The 26,583-nt window shown below is 62.6% G+C and carries 24 protein-coding genes; 16 read left to right on the top strand and 8 right to left on the bottom strand.

Annotation, left to right across the window (positions count from 1 at the left end; translation table 11 throughout):
- Positions 1 to 155: 155 nt before the first annotated feature.
- The gene (locus IB272_RS18475) at positions 156 to 737 is read right to left on the bottom strand and encodes an NYN domain-containing protein (RefSeq protein WP_034804147.1); all 582 of its coding nucleotides are present in this window, start codon (positions 735 to 737) and stop codon (positions 156 to 158) included.
- 464 nt (positions 738 to 1,201) lie between these two features.
- Between IB272_RS18475 and rpoZ the strand changes: the two genes are divergently transcribed.
- From rpoZ to era, 8 genes are all read left to right on the top strand, one after another.
- A complete protein-coding gene (gene rpoZ / locus IB272_RS18470; protein ID WP_034804144.1) occupies positions 1,202 to 1,609 on the top strand; it encodes a DNA-directed RNA polymerase subunit omega in 408 nt (135 codons plus the stop codon).
- Between the two features lie 213 nt (positions 1,610 to 1,822).
- A complete protein-coding gene (locus IB272_RS18465) occupies positions 1,823 to 4,057 on the top strand; it encodes a bifunctional (p)ppGpp synthetase/guanosine-3',5'-bis(diphosphate) 3'-pyrophosphohydrolase (RefSeq protein ID WP_034804141.1) in 2,235 nt (744 codons plus the stop codon).
- 165 nt (positions 4,058 to 4,222) lie between these two features.
- Positions 4,223 to 4,372, top strand: a complete 150-nt coding sequence (locus IB272_RS18460) for a DUF3563 family protein (RefSeq protein WP_064816984.1) — start codon at positions 4,223 to 4,225, stop codon at positions 4,370 to 4,372.
- Between the two features lie 187 nt (positions 4,373 to 4,559).
- A complete protein-coding gene (locus IB272_RS18455; protein WP_060580957.1) occupies positions 4,560 to 5,114 on the top strand; it encodes a DUF2062 domain-containing protein in 555 nt (184 codons plus the stop codon).
- Positions 5,111 to 5,530, top strand: a complete 420-nt coding sequence (acpS, locus tag IB272_RS18450) for a holo-ACP synthase (RefSeq protein ID WP_060580956.1) — start codon at positions 5,111 to 5,113, stop codon at positions 5,528 to 5,530. The genes IB272_RS18455 and acpS overlap by 4 nt, the downstream gene beginning before the upstream one ends.
- A gap of 160 nt (positions 5,531 to 5,690) precedes the next feature.
- On the top strand, positions 5,691 to 6,434 hold the full coding sequence (gene lepB, locus IB272_RS18445; RefSeq protein WP_060522099.1) for a signal peptidase I: 744 nt from the start codon (positions 5,691 to 5,693) through the stop codon (positions 6,432 to 6,434).
- The gene (gene rnc / locus IB272_RS18440; RefSeq protein ID WP_060580955.1) at positions 6,431 to 7,150 is read left to right on the top strand and encodes a ribonuclease III; all 720 of its coding nucleotides are present in this window, start codon (positions 6,431 to 6,433) and stop codon (positions 7,148 to 7,150) included. The genes lepB and rnc overlap by 4 nt, the downstream gene beginning before the upstream one ends.
- An 8-nt stretch (positions 7,151 to 7,158) precedes the next feature.
- Positions 7,159 to 8,088 (top strand): GTPase Era, encoded by a 930-nt coding sequence (gene era / locus IB272_RS18435; protein WP_034804323.1) that lies wholly within the window; start codon positions 7,159 to 7,161, stop codon positions 8,086 to 8,088.
- A 75-nt stretch (positions 8,089 to 8,163) separates the two neighbouring features.
- Here era and arsC read toward each other — a convergent pair whose 3' ends face one another.
- Positions 8,164 to 8,592, bottom strand: a complete 429-nt coding sequence (gene arsC / locus IB272_RS18430; protein ID WP_060580954.1) for an arsenate reductase (glutaredoxin) — start codon at positions 8,590 to 8,592, stop codon at positions 8,164 to 8,166.
- A 102-nt stretch (positions 8,593 to 8,694) separates the two neighbouring features.
- Positions 8,695 to 9,684, bottom strand: coding sequence for a glycerophosphodiester phosphodiesterase family protein (locus IB272_RS18425; protein ID WP_060580953.1), 990 nt, complete (start codon positions 9,682 to 9,684; stop codon positions 8,695 to 8,697).
- A gap of 179 nt (positions 9,685 to 9,863) precedes the next feature.
- Here IB272_RS18425 and IB272_RS18420 point away from each other — a divergent pair, with 179 nt between their 5' ends.
- The 4 genes from IB272_RS18420 to IB272_RS18405 all read left to right on the top strand — a co-directional run bounded on the left by IB272_RS18420 (position 9,864) and on the right by IB272_RS18405 (position 15,449).
- Positions 9,864 to 10,862 carry a glutathione S-transferase family protein gene (locus tag IB272_RS18420; protein WP_034804100.1) on the top strand — a complete coding sequence of 333 codons (999 nt, stop codon included), beginning with the start codon at positions 9,864 to 9,866 and terminating at the stop codon, positions 10,860 to 10,862.
- Between the two features lie 316 nt (positions 10,863 to 11,178).
- The gene (locus tag IB272_RS18415) at positions 11,179 to 12,486 is read left to right on the top strand and encodes a cyclopropane-fatty-acyl-phospholipid synthase family protein (RefSeq protein ID WP_060580952.1); all 1,308 of its coding nucleotides are present in this window, start codon (positions 11,179 to 11,181) and stop codon (positions 12,484 to 12,486) included.
- A gap of 140 nt (positions 12,487 to 12,626) precedes the next feature.
- Positions 12,627 to 14,936, top strand: a complete 2,310-nt coding sequence (locus tag IB272_RS18410; protein ID WP_090294631.1) for a Tex family protein — start codon at positions 12,627 to 12,629, stop codon at positions 14,934 to 14,936.
- Between the two features lie 195 nt (positions 14,937 to 15,131).
- The gene (locus IB272_RS18405; protein ID WP_034804097.1) at positions 15,132 to 15,449 is read left to right on the top strand and encodes a hypothetical protein; all 318 of its coding nucleotides are present in this window, start codon (positions 15,132 to 15,134) and stop codon (positions 15,447 to 15,449) included.
- Between the two features lie 33 nt (positions 15,450 to 15,482).
- Here the strand turns inward: IB272_RS18405 and rkpK are convergent, their stop codons facing one another.
- The 3 genes from rkpK to IB272_RS18390 all read right to left on the bottom strand — a co-directional run bounded on the left by rkpK (position 15,483) and on the right by IB272_RS18390 (position 18,383).
- Positions 15,483 to 16,796, bottom strand: coding sequence for a UDP-glucose 6-dehydrogenase (rkpK, locus tag IB272_RS18400; protein ID WP_060522103.1), 1,314 nt, complete (start codon positions 16,794 to 16,796; stop codon positions 15,483 to 15,485).
- A 169-nt stretch (positions 16,797 to 16,965) separates the two neighbouring features.
- Positions 16,966 to 17,982 carry an NAD-dependent epimerase gene (locus IB272_RS18395; protein ID WP_060580951.1) on the bottom strand — a complete coding sequence of 339 codons (1,017 nt, stop codon included), beginning with the start codon at positions 17,980 to 17,982 and terminating at the stop codon, positions 16,966 to 16,968.
- 77 nt (positions 17,983 to 18,059) lie between these two features.
- Positions 18,060 to 18,383, bottom strand: a complete 324-nt coding sequence (locus IB272_RS18390) for a metalloregulator ArsR/SmtB family transcription factor (protein WP_034804089.1) — start codon at positions 18,381 to 18,383, stop codon at positions 18,060 to 18,062.
- Positions 18,384 to 18,433: 50 nt separating this feature from the next.
- Here IB272_RS18390 and IB272_RS18385 point away from each other — a divergent pair, with 50 nt between their 5' ends.
- Positions 18,434 to 18,916 carry an SRPBCC domain-containing protein gene (locus IB272_RS18385; protein ID WP_034804086.1) on the top strand — a complete coding sequence of 161 codons (483 nt, stop codon included), beginning with the start codon at positions 18,434 to 18,436 and terminating at the stop codon, positions 18,914 to 18,916.
- Between the two features lie 103 nt (positions 18,917 to 19,019).
- Here the strand turns inward: IB272_RS18385 and IB272_RS18380 are convergent, their stop codons facing one another.
- The gene (locus IB272_RS18380) at positions 19,020 to 19,763 is read right to left on the bottom strand and encodes a L,D-transpeptidase (protein WP_034804083.1); all 744 of its coding nucleotides are present in this window, start codon (positions 19,761 to 19,763) and stop codon (positions 19,020 to 19,022) included.
- A gap of 214 nt (positions 19,764 to 19,977) precedes the next feature.
- On the opposite strand from IB272_RS18380, the gene recO reads away from it, so the two are divergent.
- Both recO and IB272_RS18370 read left to right on the top strand, forming a co-directional pair.
- Positions 19,978 to 20,724: a DNA repair protein RecO gene (recO, locus tag IB272_RS18375; RefSeq protein ID WP_060580973.1), complete on the top strand. Its 747-nt coding sequence runs from the start codon at positions 19,978 to 19,980 to the stop codon at positions 20,722 to 20,724.
- A gap of 16 nt (positions 20,725 to 20,740) precedes the next feature.
- Positions 20,741 to 21,250, top strand: a complete 510-nt coding sequence (locus tag IB272_RS18370; protein WP_034804064.1) for a PaaI family thioesterase — start codon at positions 20,741 to 20,743, stop codon at positions 21,248 to 21,250.
- Positions 21,251 to 21,489: 239 nt separating this feature from the next.
- Here the strand turns inward: IB272_RS18370 and IB272_RS18365 are convergent, their stop codons facing one another.
- On the bottom strand, positions 21,490 to 23,502 hold the full coding sequence (locus tag IB272_RS18365) for a PhoX family phosphatase (protein ID WP_060580949.1): 2,013 nt from the start codon (positions 23,500 to 23,502) through the stop codon (positions 21,490 to 21,492).
- A 195-nt stretch (positions 23,503 to 23,697) separates the two neighbouring features.
- Between IB272_RS18365 and IB272_RS18360 the strand changes: the two genes are divergently transcribed.
- On the top strand, positions 23,698 to 26,577 hold the full coding sequence (locus IB272_RS18360) for a DUF2339 domain-containing protein (RefSeq protein WP_060580948.1): 2,880 nt from the start codon (positions 23,698 to 23,700) through the stop codon (positions 26,575 to 26,577).
- The last annotated feature ends 6 nt before the right edge of the window (positions 26,578 to 26,583 follow it).

Raw genomic sequence — 26,583 nt, 5'->3', positions numbered from 1 at the left:
GATGCAACGCAGCTGTCGGCCACGGCGCGCTGAAAGCCCTGCCTGCAATTCTTGATATTTATTGAGAGAACTCAACGATCGACGTCGTTGACGCGGAGTGGTTCAAGCGGCGCTCGCGCAATCGCGATCACGCGCCTTGCGTTCGAATGAACGCCTCAGATCTCGACCGGATCGGCCACCGGCTCGGTGTTGTGTCGCGGGGTACGCTCGGACGGTTCGCGGCCGATTTCGGCACGCAGCGTCGCAAGATCGATAAAGTGGTCGGCCTGGCGGCGCAGGTCGTCGGCAATCATGGGCGGCTGCGTCGACATGGTCGAAACGACAGAAACCTTGCGCCCCCTGCGCTGCAGGGCTTCCACCAGCGTGGTGAAATCGCCATCGCCGGAGAAGATGACGAGGTGATCGACGGTTTCGGACTGTTCCATGGCATCGATCGCCAGTTCGATATCCATATTGCCCTTGATCTTGCGGCGGCCGAGCGAGTCGGTGAATTCCTTGGCCGGCTTCGTCACGACCTTGTAACCGTTATAGTCTAGCCAATCGATGAGCGGGCGGATTGAAGAGTATTCCTGATCCTCGATGAGGGCCGTGTAGTAGTAGGCGCGCAGCAGATAGCCGCGCTTCTGGAATGCTTTCAGGAGCTTACGATAGTCGATGTCGAAGCCGAGGCTTTTCGATGCCGCATAAAGATTCGCGCCGTCGATAAAGAGTGCGATTTTTTCGCGGGGGTCGAACATCGTCTTTCCTTTTTCAATCGCGGCGCATCAAAGGCCGCCTGCCGGCGGGTGCGCAAAAGTAAGTCGATTACATTAATAATTGCTGATATGGCAAATAATGTAGCTTATGTATTGCATTATTCCAGCCGCGCGCTCGCGAATATAGCTAGTTTTAGCAGTTGCTATAGATCGTCCACATCTCTGGGTCGCTTTTTCCATCAGGGGCTTTATTTATGGCCAGAAAATGCAACCGTAATGTGTGAGCGACGTCTCCAGCTCATTCGCATCGCATTTTATCACGAAGTGTGACGTTACGTGAGCGTCCCTTGAAGGAAAAACTTGAACTTGCCTTGTTTTGATTGTATCCGGGCGCTTAATTCCAGAAATCGGACCCGATGAGGCGCCGTCAGGCGACTGCTCCGGTTTCGTGTTGTCAATCCGTGCAGCGGCGATGCCGCCGCGCTTCGAGCCCAAAAGGACAGGCAATGGCCCGCGTCACCGTCGAAGATTGCATCGACAAGGTCGATAACCGTTTCGAACTCGTTCTGCTTGCCAGCCACCGCGCGCGCCTGATTTCTCAGGGCGCCGCCATCACCATCGATCGCGACAACGACAAAAACCCCGTCGTCGCGCTCCGCGAGATTGCAGACGAGACCCTGTCTCCCGGCGACCTCAAGGAAGACCTGATCCACTCGCTGCAGAAGCATGTCGAAGTGGACGAGCCCGAGCCCGATCCGGCTTCGCTGCTTCAGACCGATGCCGAGACGACGTTTACCGAAGTCGCCGAAGACGAAGATCAGCCGGAAGCCATCACCTTCGACCGCATGTCGGAAGAAGAACTGCTTGCCGGTATCGAAGGTCTGGTGCCGCCGGAAAAGAGCGACGACTACTGAGATCCGTCGCGGAACGCCCGTTCCCACGTGTTTTCAAAGCAGTGCGCCACTCGTATGATTGGCGCACTTTTTTATTGATTTCTTCTAGAGCGAGAAAAGGAAACTGTTTGCGGTTTTCCGCCCGCATCCCGCTCTAAATTAGGAGAACGATCACGTTTATGATTTTAGGTCGATGGGACCTGAAATCATCATGATCTAGAGGATCGCCAGCGAATGATGCGCCAATACGAGCTCGTTGAGCGCGTGCAGAAGTACAAGCCCGACGTCAATGAAGCCTTGCTCAACAAGGCTTACGTCTATGCGATGCAGAAGCATGGCCAGCAGAAGCGGGCAAGCGGCGATCCCTACATATCCCATCCTCTGGAGGTGGCGGCGATCCTGACCGAGATGCGTCTCGACGAGTCGACCATCGCCGTTGCTCTTCTGCACGACACGATCGAGGACACGACGGCCACACGGCAGGAAATCGACGATCTCTTCGGCGAGGATATCGGCGCGCTCGTCGAAGGACTGACGAAGATCAAGAAGCTCGATCTCGTCACCAAGAAGGCCAAGCAGGCGGAGAACCTGCGCAAGCTGCTGCTCGCCATTTCGGACGATGTGCGGGTTTTGCTCGTGAAGCTCGCCGACCGGCTGCACAACATGCGCACGCTCGACCACATGTCGGCGGAAAAGCGCGCCCGCATCTCCGAAGAGACCATGGATATCTACGCGCCGCTCGCCGGCCGCATGGGTATGCAAGACATGCGTGAGGAGCTTGAAAACCTCTCGTTCCGCCATATCAATCCCGAGGCCTTCGAAACGGTCACCCGGCGGCTGGAGGAATTGTCCGAGCGCAACGAGGGCCTGATCAAGAAGATCGAGGACGAGCTTCGCGAGCTGCTTCAGGCCGAGGGCCTGAAGGCGGCGCAGGTGAAGGGTCGGCAGAAGAAGCCCTATTCGGTCTTCCGCAAGATGCAGTCGAAGTCGCTGTCCTTCGAGCAGCTGTCCGACGTCTGGGGCTTCCGCATCATCGTCGACGATATCCCGTCCTGCTACCGGGCGCTCGGCATCGTCCATACGCGCTGGCGCGTCGTCCCGGGCCGCTTCAAGGATTACATCTCGACACCGAAGCAGAACGACTACCAGTCGATCCACACCACCATCGTCGGCCCTTCCCGCCAGCGCATCGAGCTACAGATCCGCACCCGACGCATGAACGACATCGCCGAATACGGTATCGCGGCGCACTCGCTCTACAAGGACAGGGAGGGCAAGGAGGGTGCGTCGGCAGATGCGGCCCTGTCGCCGACGTCGAACGCCTATTCCTGGCTCCGGCGCACGATCGAATCGCTCGCGGAAGGCGACAACCCGGAAGAGTTCCTGGAGCACACCAAGCTCGAACTTTTCCAGGATCAGGTATTCTGCTTCACGCCCAAGGGCCAGTTGATCGCACTGCCGCGCGGCGCGACGCCAATCGACTTTGCCTATGCCGTTCACACAAATATTGGCGACACCTGCGTCGGCGCCAAGATCAACGGCCGTATCATGCCGCTGGTCACCCGCCTCAATAATGGCGACGAAGTGGAGATCATCCGCTCGGGCATCCAGGTGCCGCCGCCGGCCTGGGAAGAAATCGTCGTTACCGGCAAGGCGCGCTCGGCGATCCGCCGCGCGACGCGTGCGGCCATCCGCAAGCAATATGCCGGCCTCGGCTATCGCATTCTTGAGCGCACCTTCGAGCGCGCCGGCAAGAGCTTTTCGCGCGAGGCGCTGAAGCCGGCGCTGCATCGGCTCGGTCAGAAGGAAGTCGAGGACGCCATCGCCTCCGTTGGCCGTGGCGAGCTTTCCTCGCTCGACGTGCTGCGTGCGGTCTTCCCGGATCATCAGGACGAGCGGGTCACGGTGAAGCCCAGTGCCGACGACGGCTGGTTCAACATGCGCAGTGCCGCCGGCATGGTGTTCAAGTTGCCGGGCCGCGGCAAGGATGCCAACGGTGTCGCCCAGGTCGAGGGGCCGGAGGCCCTGCCGATCCGCGGTCTCTCGGGCAATGCCGAGGTTCATTTCAGCCCGGCCGGGGCCATCCCGGGCGACCGCATCGTCGGCATCATGGAGAAGGACAAGGGGATCACCATCTACCCGATCCAGTCGCCGATCCTGCAGAAGTTCGATGACGAGCCGGAGCGCTGGATCGACGTGCGCTGGGATCTGGACGAGGCCAACAGCAGCCGCTTCATCGCCCGCATCGCGATCAGCGCCCTGAACGAGCCGGGGACGCTGGCCGAGGTGGCTCAGGCGATCGCCACCAGCGACGTCAACATCCGGACTTTGTCGATGGGGCGCGTGGCTGCGGACTTCAGCGAACTGCAGTTCGACCTCGAAGTCTGGGACCTGCGCCAGCTCAACCACCTGATCACGCAGCTCAAGGAATTGCCGAGCGTGTCCATGGTGAAGCGCCTGTTTGAATGAGCCGACTGGCCGCGCCTTGCGCAAATGCCTGCAAAACAGGCAGCCTGCGCGGGGCGAAACGGCAAGCCATGCCATCAGCGCATGGCTGCCGCTATTTCCTGTGTCTGGTGGAACAGGGACCTCTAAACTATCTTCTCGGTCGGGAGGTAAACAAAGAGGTTTGCCATGTTTAGTCAGTTGAAGAAGATCACCCGCGCTCTGCGCGTCCCCACTCAGGAAGAGCGCGAGCTCGCCTATCTCAATAACTCGGTCGACCGTATCGACCTCGAGTACCGCCAGCGCCAGATCGATCGCGGCCTGTTCCGTAACTACTAAGCCCGCTGCGTCCCGTCTTCTGGCGGGATGCCGAGCCATGCGTTCGGTGGATGGCTCGCCTGCGACATGCGCGCGGCGCCTGTGCGGGTTGCAAGCGACAGGCAGGACGCCTATCTTGCGGCCAGAAAACAGGCGGACGCGCGGTCTTGTGCCGGCTGACGGCTTCAAGACGCGGTCATGACGGCATATGTTATTCAGGCGCAGAAAACCGGTTACGATTTCCGAAAGGCTGCGGTCCATCGTTTGGCCGCGCAAGGGTTTTGCACGCGGCCTGCGTTATGTGACGCTGCGTGTGTTGCGCCTTTCATCGACACCGCATTCGATTGCCGTCGGCGTGGCGGCGGGTGCCGCTTCGTCCTTCACGCCATTTTTCGGTCTGCACATCCTTATAGCGGTTGCGCTCGCTTTCCTGTTCTCGGGCAATCTCGTGGCGGCGGCGATCACGACCGCGCTCGCCAATCCCGTCACGATCCCGATGATCCTGACGGCGTCCTACGAACTCGGGACGGCAATCCTCGGCGTCGAGAGCGCACACGCTGCGAGCTCGGCCGACGTCATGCGCATGGTCGAGCACCTCGACCTTCCGGCCCTTTGGGGTCCGGTGTTCAAGCCGATGCTGGTCGGCTCATTGCCGCTCGCGGCAGGCGGCGCCGTCCTTTCCTACATTGCGGCCTACCAGGCGGCCCGGCTCTTCCAAAAGCGCCGCCGAGCACGCACCAAAGAGCTCGGATCCTCTTCATGATCATAGGCATAGGCAGCGATCTGATCGATATCAGGCGGATCGAAAACTCGCTTTCCCGCTTCGGCGAGCGCTTCGTTCAGCGCTGTTTCACCGAAATCGAGATCACCAAGTCCGAAGGGCGGAAGAACCGCGCGGCATCCTACGCCAAGCGCTTCGCCGCCAAGGAAGCCTGTTCCAAGGCGCTCGGCACAGGCCTCGCGCAGGGCGTCTTCTGGAAGGACATGGGCGTCATCAATTTGCCGGGCGGCAAGCCGACAATGAACCTGACCGGCGGTGCCGCCGCGCGTCTGGAGCAGATGTTGCCGCCGCATCATCGCGCCGCCATTCATCTGACGATTACCGATGATTTCCCACTGGCCCAGGCGTTCGTGATTATCGAGGCGCTGCCCGTTGCCCCGATTGAGGGAACGGTTTAGAGCATTCCGCTGGAAAAACCGGCCCTGACCGATTGAAGGGGCGGCGGTTTGCAGCATATGAGACCGGGATTGCGCGCAGTCCAAAGCCGGACCGAGAGTACGGACAAAAGTTGAGAGCAGGCCCCGCGCGGGCGTTGCGATGATAAAGGAACACAGTAGCGTGGCAGAAAAGACAGAAGCGAAGCAGAGCGGCCTCTGGGAGAACGTGAAGGTCGTCATCCAGGCATTGCTCCTGGCCTTGGTCATCCGTACGGTTCTCTTTCAGCCCTTCACCATTCCGTCCGGCTCGATGATGCCGACGCTGCTGGTTGGCGACTACATCTTCGTCAACAAGTTCGCCTACGGCTTCTCCAAGTACTCGCTGCCGCTTTCGCCCGATCTGTTCTCCGGCCGCATCTTCGCAAGTGAGCCGAAGCGCGGCGATATCGTCGTCTTCCGCTTCCCGCCGAACCCGGATATCGACTACATCAAGCGCCTCGTCGGCCTGCCGGGCGACCGCATCCAGGTGCGCAACAGCATCCTCTACATCAACGACAAGCCGGTCGAGCGCACGCCGGATGGCGGCTTCCGCGCCGACGACCAGTACGACACCGGCGGCGACGTTCCGGTTTTCCGCGAAACGATGGACAATGGCGTCTCCTATGACACGCTTGACCAGTTCCCGGATGCGCGCGGCGACAATACCCGCGAATTCATCGTGCCCGCCGGCCATTACTTCATGATGGGCGACAACCGCGACAACTCGGCTGACAGCCGCTTCGACGTCGGCTTCGTGCCTGCCGAAAACCTCGTCGGCCGCGCCAGCATGATCTTCTTCTCACTCGGTCACGACACGTCGTTCCGCGAAGTGTGGAAGTGGCCGACGAACCTGCGCTACGACCGTCTGTTCAAGGCGGTCGAATGATGAAGTCGCGGTCGCTGGGCGCGGAGGATCGGGTAAAGCTTGAGGCCGTGATCGGTTATCAGTTCACGGAGAAGGAGCGCCTTGATCGGGCGCTCACCCATTCCAGCGCGCGAAGCGCCAAGGGTTCCAACTATCAGCGCCTCGAATTCCTGGGTGACCGGGTGCTCGGGCTTTGCGTGGCGGAGCTTCTGTTCCAGACCTTTCGCGATGCCAATGAGGGCGAGCTTTCGGTCCGGCTGAACCAGCTCGTCAGCGCCGAAAGCTGCGCCAAGGTCGCCGACGACCTGGAGCTGCACCAATTCATCCGCACAGGCTCGGACGTCAAGAAGATAACCGGCAAGGCGATGATGAATGTGCGGGCGGATGTGGTAGAGTCGCTGATCGCCGCCATCTATCTCGACGGCGGTCTCGAAGCTGCCCGCGGCTTCGTGCTGCGCCATTGGAAAGCTCGCGCGGTGCGTGCCGATGGGGCGCGCCGCGATGCAAAGACCGAATTGCAGGAATGGGCGCATGCCAAGTTCGGCATCGCGCCGGCCTACCGGACGGATGAGCGCTCCGGCCCCGACCACGACCCCCGCTTCACGGTAACCGTCGAAGTCACGGGTGTCGCGCCGGAGACCGGAACGGACAGATCCAAGCGCGGAGCCGAGCAGGTGGCCGCGACGAAATTGTTGGAACGCGAAGGCGTGTGGCGGAAGAGTTCCGCCGGAAATTGACGGAAAACATGACGGACATGGAAAAAGATACGGCCGCCGAAGGCGCGCCGACCCACTCGGGCTTCGTGGCGATGATCGGAGCGACCAACGCAGGCAAGTCGACCCTGGTCAACCGCCTCGTCGGCGCCAAGGTTTCGATTGTCAGCCACAAGGTGCAGACGACGCGCGCGATCGTGCGTGGCATTGCCATTCATGACAACGCCCAGATCGTTTTCATGGACACGCCCGGCATCTTCAAGCCGCGCCGCCGGCTCGACCGCGCCATGGTCACGACCGCCTGGGGCGGCGCCAAGGATGCGGATGTGATCATGTTCCTGATCGACAGCGAACGCGGCCTGAAGGGCGATGCGGAAGCGATCCTCGAGGGGCTGAAGGAAGTGCACCAGCCGAAGATCCTGGTGCTGAACAAGATCGACCAGGTGCGTCCCGAAGACCTCTTGAAGCTGGCGGCTGCCGCCAACGAGACGATCAAGTTCGAGCGCACCTTCATGATCTCGGCGCTGAACGGCTCGGGCTGCACGGATCTGATGGATTACTTGGCTGAGACGCTGCCAGAAGGCCCCTGGTACTATCCGGAAGACCAGATCTCCGATCTGCCGATGCGCCAGCTTGCCGCTGAAATCACCCGCGAAAAGCTCTTCCTGCGGCTGCACCAGGAACTTCCCTATGCCTCGCATGTCGAAACCGAGAAGTGGGAAGAGCGCAAGGACGGCTCGGTGCGCATCGAGCAGGTAATCTACGTCGAGCGCGAGAGCCAGAAGAAGATCGCGCTTGGCAAGGGCGGCGATGCGATCAAGGCGATCTCGACCGCATCGCGCAAGGAGATCTCCGAGATCCTTGAGCAGCCGGTGCACCTGTTCCTGTTCGTCAAGGTACGCGAAAACTGGGGCGACGACCCCGAGCGCTTCCGCGAAATGGGCCTGGAATTTCCGCGATAAGGCCGCACGCACACCGTTTGGTGTGATGTTCTACGGCACCCGTTGAAACGGGTGCCGTATCAAACGCAGGCGGCCTCAGGCGCCCGCTATCAGCTTTCCTTTTGCATCGAGAACCGGTTCGCCGTCCTCCTTCGAGAACGGGCCCTTGTGCGTGTCCGGCAGGATGTCGAGCACCCGTTCGGATGGACGGCAGAGCCGCGTTCCGATCGGCGTCACCACGAAGGGGCGGTTGATGAGGATCGGGTGGGCCATCATTGCGTCGATCAGCCGTTCGTCGCTGACCGTGGGCTCGCCAAGCCCGAGTTCCGCATAGGGCGTGCCTTTCTCCCGGAGTGCGTCCCGCACCGTCAGGCCGGCATCGGCAATCATCTTTCCCAGCGCCTGCCGCGACGGCGGCGCCTGCAGATACTCGACCACCGTCGGCTCGATACCGGCGTTGCGGATCATCGCCAGCGTGTTGCGCGAGGTGCCGCAGGCGGGGTTGTGGTAGATCGTGACATTCATGCGCTTGCCTTCCGCGGTGTTGAGTCCGCCGCTGCGGCCAGCTTCGACGGTTGCTCAAAGCCATAGGTTCGAAGCTTGCCGCAGGCAAGTCGGCTGCCCGTGTCAGTTCGTACCGGCGTCAGCGACCTGCCGCTTTGCGAGCGCCGGGCCGATCATCTCGATCCGGTTGGTCCAGATGTAGCCGGAGAACCCTGGCGGTACCATTTCCAGATCCTGCATCGTGTCGATGCCGGTGGTGAAATCGCCGCCGCCATAGGGACCGAGCAGGATGATCTCGCTCCCGGCCGCCTTCATCCGTGCAGCGAAACGGTCGGGCCAGCCCCAGAGAAGCGGCGCATAATTGCCGGGCACGATCACAAACGTGTTCTTGCACGCGTCCGGCATCAGGCCGCTCCAGCCGTAGCCGAGATAACGGGTCAGGCACGCCATCGTCGACGTCCGGTCGTAGCCTCGCATCCCTTGCAGGCGTTTCAGCGTCTCGCGGGTCGGCTCCTCGCCGCCATAGACGCCGAACACGGCCTCCCGCCATTGCGGTTGCGCGTCGACACGCGTTGCGAGTTCAGCGCCTTCCTCGGCGCGCCGGCTCTTGAAGTTGATCAGGAACTTGCGGTCGGGCAGGGCGGCCAGCACCTCCTCGAGCGTCGGCATCTGGCCGACGCCCTTGCCGCGGAACGGGAAGGTCTTGCCGCCGTCCGCCGTGTAGCCATAGCCGATGTCGAGAGACTTCAGCGACGTCATCGGCGTTTCCTCGGTGACGCCCTTGGCCTCGGTCCGGCAATCGAGCGTCCAGTCGTGGAAGACGGCGAACTGTCTGTCGGGCGTCAGATGCACGTCGAGTTCGACGACATCTGCGCCGGCGTCAAAGGCGGCCTGCATCGAGGCGATCGTGTTTTCGAGATAGGGATGCTCCGGCGTCCTGATGATCGTTGCCGTACACGTGTCCCTGCCGACGTTGTCCTTCGGATAGGTTTGATGCATGCCCCGGTGGGCAAGCAGTTTTGCGGTGCCCGCCGGCGGCGCGACGAACAACGATGTGTTCATCAACCACACGACCGCGACAAACAGCACGAAAATGGCAAGCGCTTTCTTCATCCTGATTCTCCTCTGGGAATCGGGATTGCCCGACATTGTGGCGCGACGATGTTGTTTTGCACGTATCGCGTGCGTGCGTGTCGCGGATTGCGAACAATGTGTCACCCGCGCGCGCGGTTGACCGTGGTCCGGGCCCCGTGAGAGGTAGCCGTCACAGACTTGCGATCCAGGAGAAAGAGATGCCGCAGCTCGTCGAGGGAAAATGGGTCAAGGGCGACGTTGCGGCGAGCGAGATGAAGGGCGGCGCGTTCCATCGCGAGCCGACGCGGTTTCACCGCTGGATCACGCCCGATGGCAGGCCGGGCCCGGAAGGGCAGGAGGCCTTGCCAGCCGAGGCCGGGCGCTTCCGCCTGTTCGTTTCCTATCTCTGCCCTTGGGCCTCGCGTACGATCGCCTTCCGCAATCTCAAGGGCTTGCAGGACATTGTCGGCTTGACCGTTTCCAATCCGGAACTGGGCGAAGATGGCTGGGTCTATGACGAGCCTGTCGATGCCGGCGCGCGCGTCGGCAAGATCCGCTTCCATCACGAGCTCTATGTGGCGAGCGATCCGACCTACACCGGTAAGGTCTCTGTTCCCGTGCTCTGGGACATGCGCGAAGGGCGGATCGTCAACAACGAGTCCGCCGATATCATCCGCATCTTGAACTCGGCCTTCGATGGGCTCACCGGCAACCGGCTCGACTTCTACCCCGAGGCGCTGCGTGCCGAGATCGACCGCTGGAACGGCCCGATTTACGAGCGTGTCAACAACGGCGTCTATCGATCCGGCTTCGCCAAGACCCAGGGCGCCTATGACGAGGCGGTGGCAAGCCTCTTTGGCATGCTCGACGAACTGGAGGCCCACCTTGCGGACAATCGTTACCTCGCCGGCGAGCACCTGACCGAGGCCGACATCCGCCTCTTCGTCACCCTCGTTCGCTTCGACGCGGCCTATCACGGGGCGTTCAAATGCAACATCCGCCGGATCGAGGATTATCCGGCGCTGTCGAATTACCTCCGCGAGATCTACCAGTGGCCAGGCATCCGCGAGAGCGTACGCATCGACCATATCAAGCGCGGCTACTATGGCATCGTCCACATCAACCCGACGCGCATCGTTCCGGCAGGCCCGCTGCTCGATTTCGACCGGCCCCATGACCGCGCGCGTCTGCCGGGTCTAGGTGTCGCTGAAATCTAGGTTTGTTTCTCAGCATTTGCTAAGGAAACAAATTTATGAGGGGCCATAAAGAACCCATTGTCAATCGATCGAAGCTTCCTACCTTAATTTGAGTTCTGATGGATAGGAGCCCGATGGCGGCTGCCTGACGAAGTCGCGGCGATGTGCCCGCCGGATACCCGTGAGGCTACGCCCGTGCCGGTTCTCGCCGCTTCCGGACGCGCTGGCGCCTGTTCCCGATGCGCCCCGCGCAACCACTCCTGAAGCCCCGAAAGAGCCGACCCTTCGCATCTCTCATGCACCAGGACACGTTCGGAAGCTCTGGTAGGGGTGGGATATGAATGCAGCATTGTTGACATTGCTTCGCCGTCTGGTGCGCAACGGTAACCTGACGGTTGTATTTTCTTCCGGTGAAAAAGTGATCCTGGGTGACGGCGGCGGAAAGCCGGCATCAATCCGCATCATCGATGCGGATGCGGAGGCGGCGATCGTTCGTGATCCCGGTCTTCGTTTCGGTGAAATGTATATGGACGGGCGTGTCGTCATCGAGAAGGGCGACATCTTTGATGTGCTCTCGATCGTCAAGGAAAACGGCGTCGAGAACGCGGCCAATGCCACCAACACGATGACCGGCCTGTGGCATGTGGCGCGTCAGCAATTGCTGAGCCGAATCCCGGTCAATCGTAACCGGCACAACGTCGCCCATCACTACGACCTTGATCGCAAGCTTTTCGACCTGTTCCTCGACGAGGACTGGCAATATTCCTGCGCCTATTTTCAACCGCAGGGCATATCGCTCGATGCCGCGCAGCTCGCCAAAAAACGGCATATCGCGGCAAAGCTCCTGCTGGAGCCGGGCCAGAAGGTGCTGGAGGTCGGCTCCGGCTGGGGCGGCATGGCCATGTATCTGGCCGAATCCTCGGGCGTTGAGGTCACCGGCATCACGCTCAGCGAAGAGCAGCTGAAGGTCTCGCGGGATCGTGCCGCCAGGCGTGGGCTCTCCGATCGGGTCCGCTTCGAACTGCAGGACTACCGCACTTTGCAGGGCCGGCAGTTCGACCGCATCGTCTCGGTCGGCATGTTCGAGCATGTCGGCATCGGCAACTACGGCAACTTTTTCGACAAGATGAACGCGCTGTTGAAGCCCGACGGCGTCATGCTGCTGCATTCGATCGGCCAGATCTACAAGCCCTGGGCCACCAACCCGTGGATCGAGAAGTACATCTTCCCCGGCGGCTATATCCCGGCGATTTCGGAGGTCCTGCCTTCCGTCGAGCGCACGCGGCTGCTGGTGAAGGATGTCGAAATCCTGCCGATGCACTATGCCTGGACGTTGAAAGCCTGGCGCGAGCGTTTCGTCGCCCGGCGCGAAGAGGCGATCAAGCTCTATGACGAGCGGTTCTTCCGCATGTGGGAGTTCTATCTGGCTGCGTCGGAGACGGCCTTCCTCTACGACAAGCACTTCATCTTCCAGCTGCAGATCTCACCGTCTCTCGGTGCCGTCCCGGCCTCGCGCGGCTATATCGAGGAGAGGGAGCGGCAATTGATCGAGTTCGAAAAGCGCCGGCCACCGCTCGAGCCAGTCAACACCTGGGACGTCGTGCCCGAGCAGGAGCATGTCGAGCCTGCCGCCATGGCGTGCTGAACCATCGGCCGTCCCGTCTGAAAGCGGGGCGGCCGATCCATCTTCTGTGGAGTTCCGGTTTTCCGCTGAAGGCCTTCACTTGGCCTTCAAGGTCTGCGCCTTTATGGTCGCCGATCAAACAGCAAAGACGGAATTCCCATATGGCCAGCCCTGCAAAACCCATCGCCGCCATCATCGCCAGTGAAATCAAGGCGACACCTTCGCAGGTCGTTGCGGCGGTCGAGCTGCTCGACGAGGGCGCCACGGTGCCGTTCATCGCGCGTTACCGCAAGGAAGTGACGGGCGGGCTCGACGATACGCAGCTGCGTATGCTTTCGGAACGGCTGACCTATCTGCGCGAACTCGAGGCGCGCCGTGCATCGATCCTCGAATCGATCCGCGGCCAGGACAAGCTGACCGCCGAACTCGAAGCCAAGATCGCCGCCGTCGAAACCAAGGCCGAACTCGAGGACATCTATCTGCCCTATAAGCCAAAGCGCCGCACCAAGGCGGAAATCGCCCGCGAGCGTGGCCTCGGGCCTCTGGCAGAAGCGATCCTTGCTGATCGCTCCATAGCACCTGCCGACCGCGCCGCGGCCTTCCTGACTGCAGAGGTGGCCGATGTGAAGACGGCGCTCGATGGTGCGCGCGATATCATCGCCGAAGGCATGACGGAGAATGCCGATCTGCTCGGCCGCCTGCGCAACCACATGAAGGGGGCCGCCTTCCTGCGCGCCAAGGTCGTCGACGGCAAGCAGGAGGCCGGTGCCAAGTTCTCCGACTACTTCGATCATTCCGAGCGCTGGGCGACGACGCCAGGCCATCGCGCCCTGGCCATGCTGCGCGGCTGGAACGAAGAGGTGCTGTCCGTCGATATCGTCGTCGACCAGGACGATACCTCGCCGGTCAAGCCGGTCGAGCGCATGATCGCCGCCGCCTACAATGTCGGTGGCCACCTGCCGGGCGACAAGTGGCTTGCCGAGATGATCGGCTGGACCTGGCGCGTGAAGCTCTCCATGTCGCTGTCGCTCGATCTCATGCGCGAACTGCGTGAGCGCGCCGAGGAAGAGGCGATCCACGTCTTTGCCCGCAACCTCAAGGATCTGCTGCTGGCCGCACCTGCGGGATCGCGGGCGACCATGGGGCTTGATCCGGGCATCCGCACCGGCGTCAAGGTCGCCATCGTCGACGGCACCGGCAAGTTGCTCGAAACCACAACCGTCTACCCGTTTCCGCCGAAGAACGACGTCCGTGGCACCCAGGCGGAACTCGCTTCGCTCATTCGCAAGCACAAGGTGGAGCTGATCGCCATCGGCAACGGCACCGGCAGCCGCGAAACCGAAAAGCTCGTGACCGACATGCTCTCGCAGCTCCCGGCGCCGAAGCCGACCAAGGTCATCGTTTCCGAGGCCGGCGCCTCGGTTTACTCGGCTTCCGAAACCGCCGCCCTGGAATTCCCGGGTCTCGACGTTTCGCTGCGCGGTGCGGTCTCGATCGCCCGCCGCCTGCAGGATCCGTTGGCCGAACTCGTGAAGATCGAGCCGAAGTCGATCGGCGTCGGCCAGTACCAGCACGATGTCGACCAGTCGAAGCTCAGCCGTTCGCTGGATGCGGTGGTGGAAGACGCGGTGAATGCCGTCGGTGTCGATGTCAACACGGCTTCTGCGCCGCTGCTGGCGCGCGTTTCAGGCCTCGGCAAATCTTCCGCCGAGGCGATCGTCGCTCATCGCGATGCGACCGGCCCGTTTGCGAGCCGCAAGGAACTGTTGAACGTGCCACGGCTCGGCGCGCGCACCTTCGAGCAGTGCGCGGGCTTCCTGCGCATTCCCAACGGCAAAGAGCCGCTCGACGCCTCCTCGGTCCACCCGGAGGCCTATGGGGTCGCCAAGAAGATCGTTGCTGCCTGTGGTCGCGACGTACGTGCGCTGATGGGCGACAGCGTCGCGCTGAAGAGCCTCGATCCGAAGGTTTTCGTCGACGAGCGCTTCGGCTTGCCAACGGTCAAGGACATCCTTGCGGAACTGGAAAAGCCCGGTCGCGACCCGCGCCCGAGCTTCAAGACCGCGACCTTCGCCGACGGTATCGACGACATCAAGGACCTGAAGGTCGGCATGCAGCTCGAGGGCACCGTGACCAATGTCGCCGCCTTCGGCGCCTTCGTCGACATCGGCGTGCACCAGGACGGCCTCGTGCACGTGTCCCAGCTCGCGGACCGCTTCGTCAAGGATCCGCATGAGGTGGTAAAGGCCGGCGATGTGGTGACCGTTCGTGTCACGGAGGTCGATGTTCCGCGCAAGCGGATCGGCCTCACCATGCGCAAGGATGGTGGCGCCGAGACGGGCCGCGAGCCGCGGTCGGGCGCGCCGGGCGGCAACAACAATCGTGGTCCCGCCCCGCGCCAGCAGAAACCGCAGCAACCGGCTCAGGGCGCCTTCGGTGCGGCGCTGATGGAAGCGATGAAGCGCAAATAGGGCAGGCCTTCGCCGCGGGCGCATCCGGCGCCCCCGGCCGCATGCTCTATAAATTAGCTAATTGTAATAATCCGGCCTTTCCACCATACTGACTGCGGGGCGGCGCGGGCATATCGTGCCCATGCCGCAGCCGGCCGGCGACGGAAAGGTCAACGCAAACTCCTTCGCCGGGCGTCCGGTGAAAGGAGTTCGGTGATGGTGGGCAGTGCGATCCGCGGCCTGGCATTGGTCGCCCTCTTGGCGGCGGGCGTGGCGGCGCGTCCCGTTCCCGCGATCTCCCAGGCTCCGGTCAATTGTGCCGACCGGTCCGAAGTGATCGCGTTTCTGACGCGGCAATATCAAGAGAAGCAGGCGGCAACCGCGCTGATCAACCAGCAGGCGATCATGGAGATCTACGCTGCCGACAACGGCAGCTGGACGCTGATCGTCACCGACGTCAATGGGCGAAGCTGCGTCATCCTCGCCGGCAAGAGCTGGGAAACCCTGCCACCCTTGCCGATACCGAAAGCCTAGCTTCTTGGGGCTGAGCGGGCGCAGCCGCTCCTGTCAGAGCGACCGGCCGACGCTCGAATAGCTGAAGCCGTGCTTTACCACCTCGTCCTCGCGGTAAATGTTCCTGAGGTCGACGAGAATGGGCGTCTTCATCACGGTCTTGAGCCGGCGGAAATCAAGCGCCCGGAACTCGTTCCATTCGGTAACGATCACCAGCGCATCGGCTTCGTTGGCGGCCTCGTAGGGGTCGCTGGCGTAGTCGATCCCGTCGATCACCTTCTTCGCGTTTTCCATGCCCTCCGGATCATAGCCGATGACATGGGCGCCAGCGTCCTGCAGCGTCTGGACGACCACGATCGCCGGGCTGTCGCGCATGTCGTCGGTGTTGGGCTTGAAAGTGAGGCCGAGGATCGCGATCTTGCGGCCGCGCACGTCCCCGCCGGCCGCTGCGATGACCTTGCGGCCCATGGCCCGCTTGCGGTTGTCGTTGACGGCCACCGTCGTCTCGACCAGTCGCACCGGGCTGTCATAATCCTGCGCGGTCTTCACCAGCGCCAGGGTGTCCTTCGGGAAGCACGATCCGCCGTAACCTGGACCGGCATGCAGGAATTTCGAGCCGATTCGGCCATCGAGGCCGATGCCGCGGGCGACATCCTGGACATTGGCACCGACCCGCTCGCAGAGATCCGCCATCTCGTTGATGAAGGTGATCTTCATCGCGAGGAACGCATTGCCGGCATATTTGATCAGCTCGGACGTGCGGCGCGAGGTGAAGACCAGCGGCGACTGGTTGAGATAGAGCGGACGATAGACCTCGGTCATCACGTCCCGTGCCCGCGCGTCGTCGCCCGAAAGGCCGATGACGATGCGGTCGGGCCGCTTGAAGTCCTCGATCGCGGCACCCTCGCGCAGGAATTCCGGGTTGGATACGACGGCGAAATCGGCGTCCGGATTGGTTTCGCGGATGATGCGCTCGACCTCGTCGCCGGTGCCGACCGGAACGGTCGATTTCGTCACGATCACGGTGAACCCCTTGAGGTTCTCGGCAATCTCGCGCGCAGCCGCATGCACATAGGAAAGGTCGGCATGGCCGTCACCGCGCCGTGACGGCGTGCCGACCGCAATGAAGATGACATCGCTGTCGGCGACGGCGGCAACGAGATCAGTCGTGAAGGTAAGGCGGCCCGAAGCGACGTTGCTGGCCACCAACTGGTCCAGGCCGGGTTCGAAGATCGGAATGCGCCCCTGCATCAAGGCGTCGATCTTGCTCTCATCCTTGTCGAGACAAACGACGTCGTGACCGAAGTCCGCAAAACACACGCCGGAAACAAGGCCAACATAGCCGGCGCCGATCATCGTGATTTTCATAGGCTCTTTCCCTTGTTGTGTTCCACAGCGAACTCAGTTCATAGAACGTGCAATTGCGTATTTTTGCAATTGCTTATGCGCTCAGGTTCACACCCATTTATGCTCGATTGCGCTTAAAGCAAGCCGTCCCGCCAGCAGAATAATCCGTGGGGAGTAGCTGGTGAGCGGCTCACCGGCTCGCGTTGTAGTAATCCTTGTACCAGGCAGCGAAGCGCGCCACGCCCTCTTCGACAGAAAGCGAGGGTTTGAAATTGGTCAGCGCTTCGAGAAGGTCGGGGGAGGCGTAGGTGCGGGGCACATCGCCCTGCTGCATCGGCAGCATGTTGCGCACCGCCGGCTTGCCGACCGCCTTCTCGACCGTTTCGACGAAGGTCATCAGTTCGACCGGCTGCCCGCCGCCAATGTTGACCACGCGGAAAGGCCCCTGGCGCGAGAGCGTGTCCTCGGCCTTTTCCTCCGGCACGCGGTTTTCTTCCGCCGGCGCCACATGGGAAAGCCGGAGAATGCCCTCGACCAGGTCGTCGATATAGGTGAAGTCGCGGCTCATGCGGCCTTCGCCATAGATATCGATCGGCTGTCCCTTGTGGATGGCATCGACGAACTTGAACAACGCCATGTCGGGCCGCCCCCAGGGGCCGTAGACCGTGAAGAAGCGGAAGGCAGTGGTCGGCACCTTGTAGAGATGGGCATAGCTGTGCGCCATCAGCTCCATCGACTTCTTGGTGGCGGCATAGAGCGTCATCGGCTCGTCGGCACGGTCGGTTTCGGCAAACGGGGTTTTTTCGTTGGCGCCGTAGATCGAGGAGGTCGAGGCCAGCATCAGGTGCTTAGGGTTAAGCTCCCGCGCCAGTTCCAGCATGTTCCAGGAGCCGACCAGGTTGGAATCCACATAGGCCTTCGGGTTCTCGAGGCTGTAGCGCACACCCGCCTGGGCGGCGAGGTGGATGATGACTTCGGGTTCGGCGAGCTCGGCCGCCCGGCGCAGCGCGTCTCTGTCCTCAAGCATGCCGACGACGGGCTTGAAGCCGTTCGAGCGAGCGAGGATCGCGTGCCGATTCTCTTTCAGCGTAACGTCGTAATAGGGGGTCATCCCGTCGAAGCCGACAACGAAATGCCCTTCGTCGATCAGCCGCTTGGCGAGGTGAAAGCCGATGAAGCCTGCGGTGCCGGTGATGAGGTAGCGCACGACGATGTCCCCAATTTACGTATCGGCCGTTCATACGAAGAAAGCCGATCGATTGAAAGCCGAAACCATCGGTCTGGTTACCGGTCGAGGTCCTGTTGCAGGGCGGACAGCACCGACATCGCATGGCCGGCATACTGGCTGATCCAGCGATCATGGATCGCCTGGATCGGCAATGCGTTCAGATGGTTCCAGCGTTCACGCCCCTCGCGGCGGACGAGTACGAGCTCGGCCTGCTCAAGGACTTTCAGGTGCTGCATGACCGTACAGCGGTCGAGATTGCTGAAGCGCTCGCAGAGCATGCCGGTGGTCTGCGGCTCCTGGCGCATGGCGTCGAGCATCTGCCGGCGCAGCCCGTTGGCGAGCGCCTTGAATACCAGGTCGTCTTTCGAATCGGTTGACATGTTATGTTTCTATAACATACTCTTGTTGGCCCCGACAGGAGGAATACGCCATGCCCTTTGAATTTCGTGTGAACGGACGGATCGGCCGCCCTGTCGCCCAGGTATTTGATGCGGTCGTCAATCCGGACCAGCTCAGCCGCTACTTCGTGACGCTCGGCGGCATCAGCGGGCCGCTGGTGGCCGGCGCAACCGTGACCTGGTGGGGCGAGGTGCCGATCCAGGTGGAGGTGGTCGAGCCCAACGAGCGTATCGTCTTTTGCTGGGGCGCCATGGTCGCCGAGGGCGAGGATGCCTACCAGACCCGTGTGGAGATGCGCTTCCAGCCGCTGGAGGATGGCGCCACGATGGTGACGATCGCCGAAACCGGCTGGCGCGAGAACGCGCAGGGGCAGAAGAGCTCCTACGTCAACTGCGAGGGCTGGTCGCAGATGCTCGCCTGTATGAAGGCCTGGCTCGAATACGGCATCAACCTGCGCGACGGCTATTACCTCAGCGAACTCTCAGGCAAGCCGGCGCTCGAGCCGCAGGCCTAGCCGGCCGGTCGTCTGCAGTGCGGCGCCGACTTGAGCGACGGGCGTTAATGTGCCTGAATGCGCCGGGCGTCACTGAGGCGCGCCCGGCTGAGCATTCGGCGTCTCAATACATCGGAGGAAGGCCGCCATTGGCGGCGCTCGCCATGGGAATGCCGCCGGCCGGCTCCGTCATCGGCGGTTCGGCCTGCAGCACGACGACGCGCGAATCGACCGGTACGCGGCTGTAGAGGTCGATGATATCGGGATTGAAGAGACGGATGCAGCCGCTGGACACGGCCTTGCCGATCGACCAGGCCTCGGTCGTGCCGTGGATGCGGAACAGCGTGTCGCGGTTGCCCTGGAATAGATAGAGCGCGCGGGGGCCAAGCGGGTTGCGCACGCCCGGCTCCATGCCGCCGGCAAGCGGGCCGTAACGTTCCGGCTCGCGCGCCACCATCTCTTGCGTCGGCGTCCAGCGCGGCCATTCGGCCTTGCGCGCGATCCGCGCTTCACCTTCGAACTCAAGGCCGGCCTTGCCGACGCCGATGCCGTAGCGCATCGCCATGCCGCCATCCTGCACGAGGTAGAGGAAGCGGTTCTGGGTATCGATCACGATCGTGCCCGGCGGCTCATGCGTCTGGTAGGCGACCTGCTGGCGCAGATAGCGCTTGTCGACCTTGCTGATGTCGATGGCATCCAGTGGGAATTTCTCGTTCGGCAGCGGGCCGTACATCGCCACGTAGTATGGATCCGGTCCCTTCGGCTTGGCTGGCCCCGACGTGGTGACGCAGCTTGCGAGCGTCGAGGTGGCGAGAAGAAGGGCGAAGAGCTGCGCCAGGCGGCCGGCGCTGTTCCGGGACACACACATAATAAAGTTTTGATCCTGCTGATTGTCATTTTCGGGCGGGAGACACGGCTTTTGCCGCCCTTCCGTTCTAATGTCAAAGACGGCGTCGGGGCGGCGACAGCATGTCGCAAATGAGGCAACCATTAGGTGTGGCCGAAAGGCTACAGTCGGCAATGGCGTTTTGCTTCCGCAAGACAGCTTGATCCGCTTTCGACCGCGGGTGTATGCCATAGCCATGCAATGGAGCGATCAGGCCATCATTCTCGGGATCCGGCGGCACGGCGAAAGCTCGGCCATTGTCGAGGTCATGAGCGCTACCCACGGCCGGCATCTCGGCATGGTGCGCTCCGGCCGCTCGCGTTCGATGCAGCCGGTGCTGCAGCCGGGCAACTCGGTGGAGGTCACCTGGCGCGCCCGGCTCGACGAGCACATGGGCGAATTCCGCATCGAGCCGGTGGAGCTGCGCGCAGCCCGGCTGATGGAAACGGCGACCTCGGTCTATGGTATCCAGGCGCTCGGCGCTCTCCTTAGGCTGCTTCCCGAGCGCGACCCGCATCCGCATCTCTATGAGGCGCTGGCCGTCATCGTCGACCATCTCGCCGATCCCGCCGACGCCGGCGAATTGTTCGTCCGTTTCGAACTCGCAGTCCTCAACGACCTCGGCTTCGGGCTCGATCTCACCGAATGCGTTGCAACCGGCGCTCGTACCGAACTCGTCTATGTCTCGCCGAAATCGGGCAGGGCGGTCTGCCGGGAGGCCGGAGAGCGTTATGCCGACCGCATGTTGGCGTTGCCGGACTTCCTTTCGGCCGAAGCGCGAAGGGCTGCGGATCACGACAGCCTCGCCGCCGCCTTCCGCCTGACCGCCTTCTTCCTCCACCGCCATGTCTATGAGCCGCGCGGCCTCGACGTTTCTTCCGCCCGCGACGGTTTCGTCCATGCGGCGCTGAAGGCGCTGAAAGCGCAATCCTCAGCCGCCTGATTCCCAGGAGTTATCGATGTACCAAGAGCTTTATCCCGGCATGTCCGTATCCGGCGTCGGCGTGCTGTCGCTCGACCGCGTCGCCCGCGATGGCGGTCTCAAGGCAATGCAGGATCTTTTGAGCGGCGAGCTGCCGGCGCCGCCGATGTCGAAGACGCTGAAGTTCGGGTTGAGCGAAGTCGAGGAGGGTCGGGTGGTCTTCAAGGGGCTGCCGACCGAGGAACACCTCAATCCGCTTGGCACAGTGCATGGCGGATGGACGGCAACGATCATGGATTCGGCCCTCGGCTGCGCTGTCTTCACCACCGTCAAACCTGGGGAGGCCTATACGACGGTCGAGTTCAAGGTGAACCTCGTGCGGCCGCTGCTGCCCGATATGGGCGAGGTCTTCTGCGAGGGGCGCATCGTGCATCGTGGCCGCACCATCGCGACCTCCGAAGCCTGGCTGCGCGACCGTAACGGCAAGCTGCTCGCCCACGGCACCGAAACCTGCGCCATCTTCCCGATCGACAATCTCAGGCGTTAAAGCAATTCCAGGAAAAGTGCGAAGCGGTTTTCCGTCCGGAATTGCGTCACTTCAAGCTGAGCAATTCCAGGAAAAGTGCGAAGCGGTTTTCCGCCCGGAATTGCGTCACTTCAAGCTGAGCAATTCCAGGAAAAGTGCGAAGCGGTTGTCTGCCCGGAATTGCGTCGCTCAAGCAATGTCGGAAGCAAGAAACGCCGCGCAGAATGGCGCGGCGTTCCTCTTTGTAATCGCAGTCCTGATCAGCCGATGCGACCGCCGCCCTGCTTCGTTACGGCGACGACAGCCGGGCGTACCGGCATGTCGTCCTGGAAGTCCGGCCAGCGGGTGGCCGGCGTCTCGTAAGTTGCAAGGCCGGCGTCGCCTGGGTGCTGGACGGCGAGGAAGAATGTGTCCGAGGTCGGGTTGAAGCAGGGGCCGCACATTTCGGCGCCGACCGGCACGCGGAAGAAGAGCTTCGACGTGCCACGGGCGGCGCCGTCCGTGTCGATCGCCCAGATGCCGTCGGTGCGGCCGGTGTCCTTTTCGTTGTTGCCGTCGGTCGATACCCAGAGGCGGCCATCGGTGTCGATGGCGCAATTGTCGGGCATGCCGAACCAGCCGTTCTTGGTGGTGGCGGTCGAGAACGAAGCGCCGACCTCGGCAACGCTCGGATCGCCGCACTTCAAGAGAACGTCCCAGCGGCTCTTCAGCGACGCGAAGTCGCCGTCGGTCTCGGTGATCTCGACGATGTGGCCGAAGGCGTTCTTGGCGCGCGGGTTGGCCGCGTCGACTTCTTCGGCCTTGCGCTTGGTGTTGTTGGTCAGCATCACGTAGACCTTGCCCGTCTTCGGGTTCGGCTGAACGTCTTCCGGACGGTCCATCTTGGTGGCACCGAGCGCGTCGGAGGCAAGACGGGTGTTGATCAGCACGTCCGCCTGCGAGGCAAAGCCGTTGGCTTCGGTCAGCGGGCCTTCGCCGTGCGTCAGCGGCATCCAGGTGACGGTGCCGTCTTCGTCGAACTTGGCGACATAGAGTGTGCCCTCGTCGAAGAGGTCCATGTTGGCGGCGCGATCGTCAGGGTTGAACGTGCCCTTGGTCACGAACTTGTAGACATAGTCGTAGCGCTCGTCGTCGCCGGAATAGAGCACGACGCGGCCGTCCTTGTTGACGATCGATTCGCAGCCTTCGTGCTTGAAACGGCCGAGGGCTGTGCGCTTCTTCGGCACCGACGTCGGATCAAGCGCGTCGACCTCGACGATCCAGCCGAAGCGATTGGCTTCGTTCGGCTCTTTGGAGACGTCGAAACGGTCGTAGAAGGACGCCCATTCATACTGGCCGCCCGGTGCGCCCAGCCGCTTCAGCTGCTTGTATTCCGGATGGTCCTCGGCAATCTCGCCGCCAAAATAGCCGTTGAAGTTTTCTTCGGCCATCATGTAGGTGCCCCAGGCGGTGACGCCGCCGGCGCAGTTGTTGAGCGTGCCGAACACCTTTTTGCCGGTCGGGTCGGACGGCGTCTTCAGGCGGTCGTGACCGGCGGCCGGGCCGGTGATCTGCATCTCGGTGTTGACGGTGATGCGACGGTTGTTCTTGCCGTCGAGAACCGGCTGCCACTTGCCGTCGACCTTGCGGATCTCGATGATCGTGCCGCCATGTGCGGCCATCTCGATGTCGACCAGCTCCTTGCTGTATTCGCCGAGAACGACCTTCTCTTCCTCGACTTCCTTGCCGTCCTTCGTCACCTTTTCCTTCACGACGCTGGCGAAGGCCGGGAACATCAGTTCGGCATTGGTGTATTCGTGGTTGACGACGAGCAGGCCGTGGTCGGCGCTGCCGTCGAGCGGGATGAAGCCAACATAGTCGTTGTTGTAGCCGAACAGCTTTTCCTGGGCAGCGGCCGTCTGGTTCTTCGGGTCGAACTCCGGGCTGTCGGCGAAGATCTTGTCGCCCCAGCGAAGCAGGACGTCGGCATCGTAACCTTCGGCGACATGGTGCTTTTCGTCGACGCCGGCTTCGATCTCGGTAAAGTCGAAGCGCGAACCGTCCTCGGCGCGTGCCTCTTCGGCGGTCAGGAGAGCGAGCGGGCTGACGGTGGTCGAGATCGCGGCAACTGCCAGCGAGCCGCCGATGAACGACCGGCGCGAGAAGCGGCGGTGGATGATGTCGCCCATTGTCGGATTGGCGGAACAGTTGTGGCCAACGTCTTCCAGCTCTTCCCTGCGTTCCGTCAGCGTCTTGAATTCGGTCTCTTCCGTCTGGGCGAGATGCTTGTCCATGATCGGGTCTCCTGGTTGAACGATGGAAACCACCGCGCAAGGCAGCGGTGTTCATCCGCCTGTACCAGCTGCCCCATGACAGTTCTGCGACATTTCCGTGAAGAGATTACAGCGCTCGGCCGTCTATAGATTTGGCGCTTGCATAAAAGTCTGTATGGTTGCGCGCGCCGGCGATTGCGACTGCCAGGGGAAAGTATGTTCGAACTTATTGCTTTAGCTGCCTTTATTCTGGCCCTGTCCGCCTATCTCGGCAACCGAAGGACGACCGAGCGTCTTGGTGCCGAACTCGCCGCCCTCAAGGCGGAGGTCGTGGCGCTGAAGGCCGCTCCGGGGGGAGGCGCCCCGGCTGAAACGGCGACCGAGGCGTTTGCGGCTGCGGACGAGTTGTCGGCCATGTCGGAGACGCCGGAGCCAGAGACGCTGGACGATGCCGCTGCCGCCTTCTCGGCCAGTGCGCGCGAGGGCGCGCGGATTTTCGGCGATGCGGAAGGAGCCGCGGCCAAAATCGAGGGCGAGGAGACGATCGCTGCCAGCACGGAAGCACCGCAGCCGGTCGCAACCGTACCCCGTCAGACCGAAAGCCTGGAAAGTCGCCTCGGCGCCCGTTGGGCCGTCTGGGTTGGCGGCATCGCGTTGGCGCTCGGCGGCGTCTTCATGGTCAAGTATTCAATCGATGCCGGGCTGTTGAGCCCGGCGGTTCGCCTGACGCTTGCTGCCTTGTTCGGCCTCCTGCTGATGGCGGCGGGCGAGGTCATCCGTCGGCGCGCGGTGCCCGTGATCGCCAACGAATTCCATAACGCCATGATCCCCGGCATCCTGACGGCGGCCGGTGCCGTCACCCTCTTCGGGGTCGCCTATGCCGCCTATGGCATCTACGACTATATCGGCACGGGCACGGCCTTCGTTCTCCTGGCGGCGATTTCGCTCGCCACGGTTGGTCTGTCGCTGCTGCATGGGCAGGCGCTCGCTGGCCTCGGCCTGCTTGCCTCGCTGATCACGCCGGCGCTGGTTTCGAGCAACGAACCGCGCCCCTGGGTTCTTTTCGGCTTCCTCGCGATCGTTTGGCTCGCGACCCTGCTTGCATCGCGGCTGCGCCGATGGACCGTAGTGCCAACGCTTGCCAATGTTGGCATAGGGCTCTGGGGCCTTGCCTATGTCGCTGCGGCATCGCCCTTCGAAGCACGGCCGGTCGCTTTCGTCCTACTTGTGATGATCGCCGGCATCGGACTTATCTGGCCTGCCGCCATCGAACGGGAGCCAGTGGCAGAAGCGCGCGAAGTGCGTGATGCGACTGAAGGGTCCGAAATGCTGGAGCCGACCGAAGCGACAACCCGACCCCGGGCCGTCGTCGGGCCATGGGAACGCCTGTTCGTTCCACCGCACGCGGCAATCTCCATTTCGGCCGCGATCGTCGTCACCATGCTTGCGCTCCTCCTCATCAGCCCGGCAGTCTATGCGGTCCGCTTTCCGGTGGCGGAGTTTGCAGTTGTCGTTGCGGCGCTGGCGGCGTTGGGCGCCTGGCGGACAACGGCAGTCTATCCCGCCGTGCTTTCAGCGGTCGGCGCTGTTGCTGGCGTCTGGAGCCTGACGGCGCTGAGCGGCGTGCTCGCCTATCTCGATCCCTCGCTGGCCGACGCTCTTCCGGCAGTCGTCCTGCCCGGGCGCACCGCGATGATCACCGCAATGCTGCTTGCGGCGCTGTTCGTCGCACTCGGCGGTTTCGTGCTGTCGCGCCGGCTCGTCGCCCATCCGCAATATTCGACACTCTGGGCGGGCATCGCCGCGGTCGTTCCGATCGCGCTCGTCGCGATGTCGTTCCTGATGACCGGCAACTATGCCTTCGACCTGCCGCACGGCCTGTTCTCACTCGTCGCCGCGGCGGCGCTGCTGGCGCTTGCGGACTGGCTCTACCGCCGCGAAAGCGAGGCGGTGGCGCGCGATACGGCGGCCGGCTTGCTGGTGGCCGGCTCCTTCACCTTTCTCGTGCTTGCCCTCCACGCCTGGACGGACGGGCTGGTCACGACGCTTGCGATCGCCGTGCTTGGAACGGCCTATGCGCTCGCCACGCGGATCCGCACCTGGCCGATTCTGCCGTGGATGACTGGTGCAGCGGCCGTCGTCGTACTCGGGCGCATCGCCTGGGAGCCGACGATCGTCGGTGCCGGCAATCTCGGCACCACGCCCGTCTTCAATGCGCTGCTGCCGGGCTACGGCATCCCCGCCGTGCTGCTTGCGGGCTCCGCCTATTTCCTGAGATCCTGGCCAGGCACGCGGGTGCGCAACTTGCTGCAGGCGCTTGCCAGCCTTTTCGTGCTGTTGACGCTCGCGATCCTGGTGCGCCATGCGATGAACGGCGGCGTGCTCGACAGCGCGGTGCCGACCCTCGGCGAGCAGTCGATCTACACGCTGCTGGCAATCGGCGCCTCGGCGATCTTCATGAGCCTCGACATGAAATCACCGAGCCCGGTCTTCCGCTACGGCGGCATGGGCCTCGGCGTGCTCTCGATGCTGTCGGTGCTTTCGGCGCATCTCCTCGGCCTCAACCCCTATTTCAGCGGCGAACTGCTGGGGCGTATCCCGTTCTTCGACCTGCTGTTGATCGGTTATCTGTTACCGGGGCTCGGCTATGCGGGGCTCGCCTGGTATGCACGCGACAAGCGGCCCTTGCCCTATGTCATGGCACTTGCGGTCAGCGGCGCGGTGCTTGCTTTCGCCTGGGCGAGCCTCACGGTCCGCCGTGTCTGGCAGGGGGAAAACATCGCGGACTGGAAGGGTTTTCTGCAGGGCGAGACCTACACCTATTCGGTCGTCTGGCTGCTGCTCGGCGTGCTGCTGCTGGTGCTCGGCTCGCGCTTCCATGCCAAGAGCATCCGCATCGCGTCGGCCGTTCTGGTCTTCGTTGCCGTGCTGAAGGTGTTCCTGATCGACATGTCCAACCTCGAAGGTTTCCTGCGGGCTCTGTCCTTCATCGGCCTTGGCGGGGTATTGATCGGGATAGGGCTCTTCTACCAGAAGATCTTGTCCGGCGTCGGCGCTGCACCGACGGCGCCGGCAAAGCCTGCCGAACAGCAATAGGACATC

Source organism: Ensifer sp. ENS08, from assembly GCF_014852195.1.
In the GTDB taxonomy this organism is placed as follows: Bacteria; Pseudomonadota; Alphaproteobacteria; order Rhizobiales; family Rhizobiaceae; genus Ensifer; species Ensifer adhaerens.
This window is presented reverse-complemented; position numbering and strand designations above follow the sequence as displayed.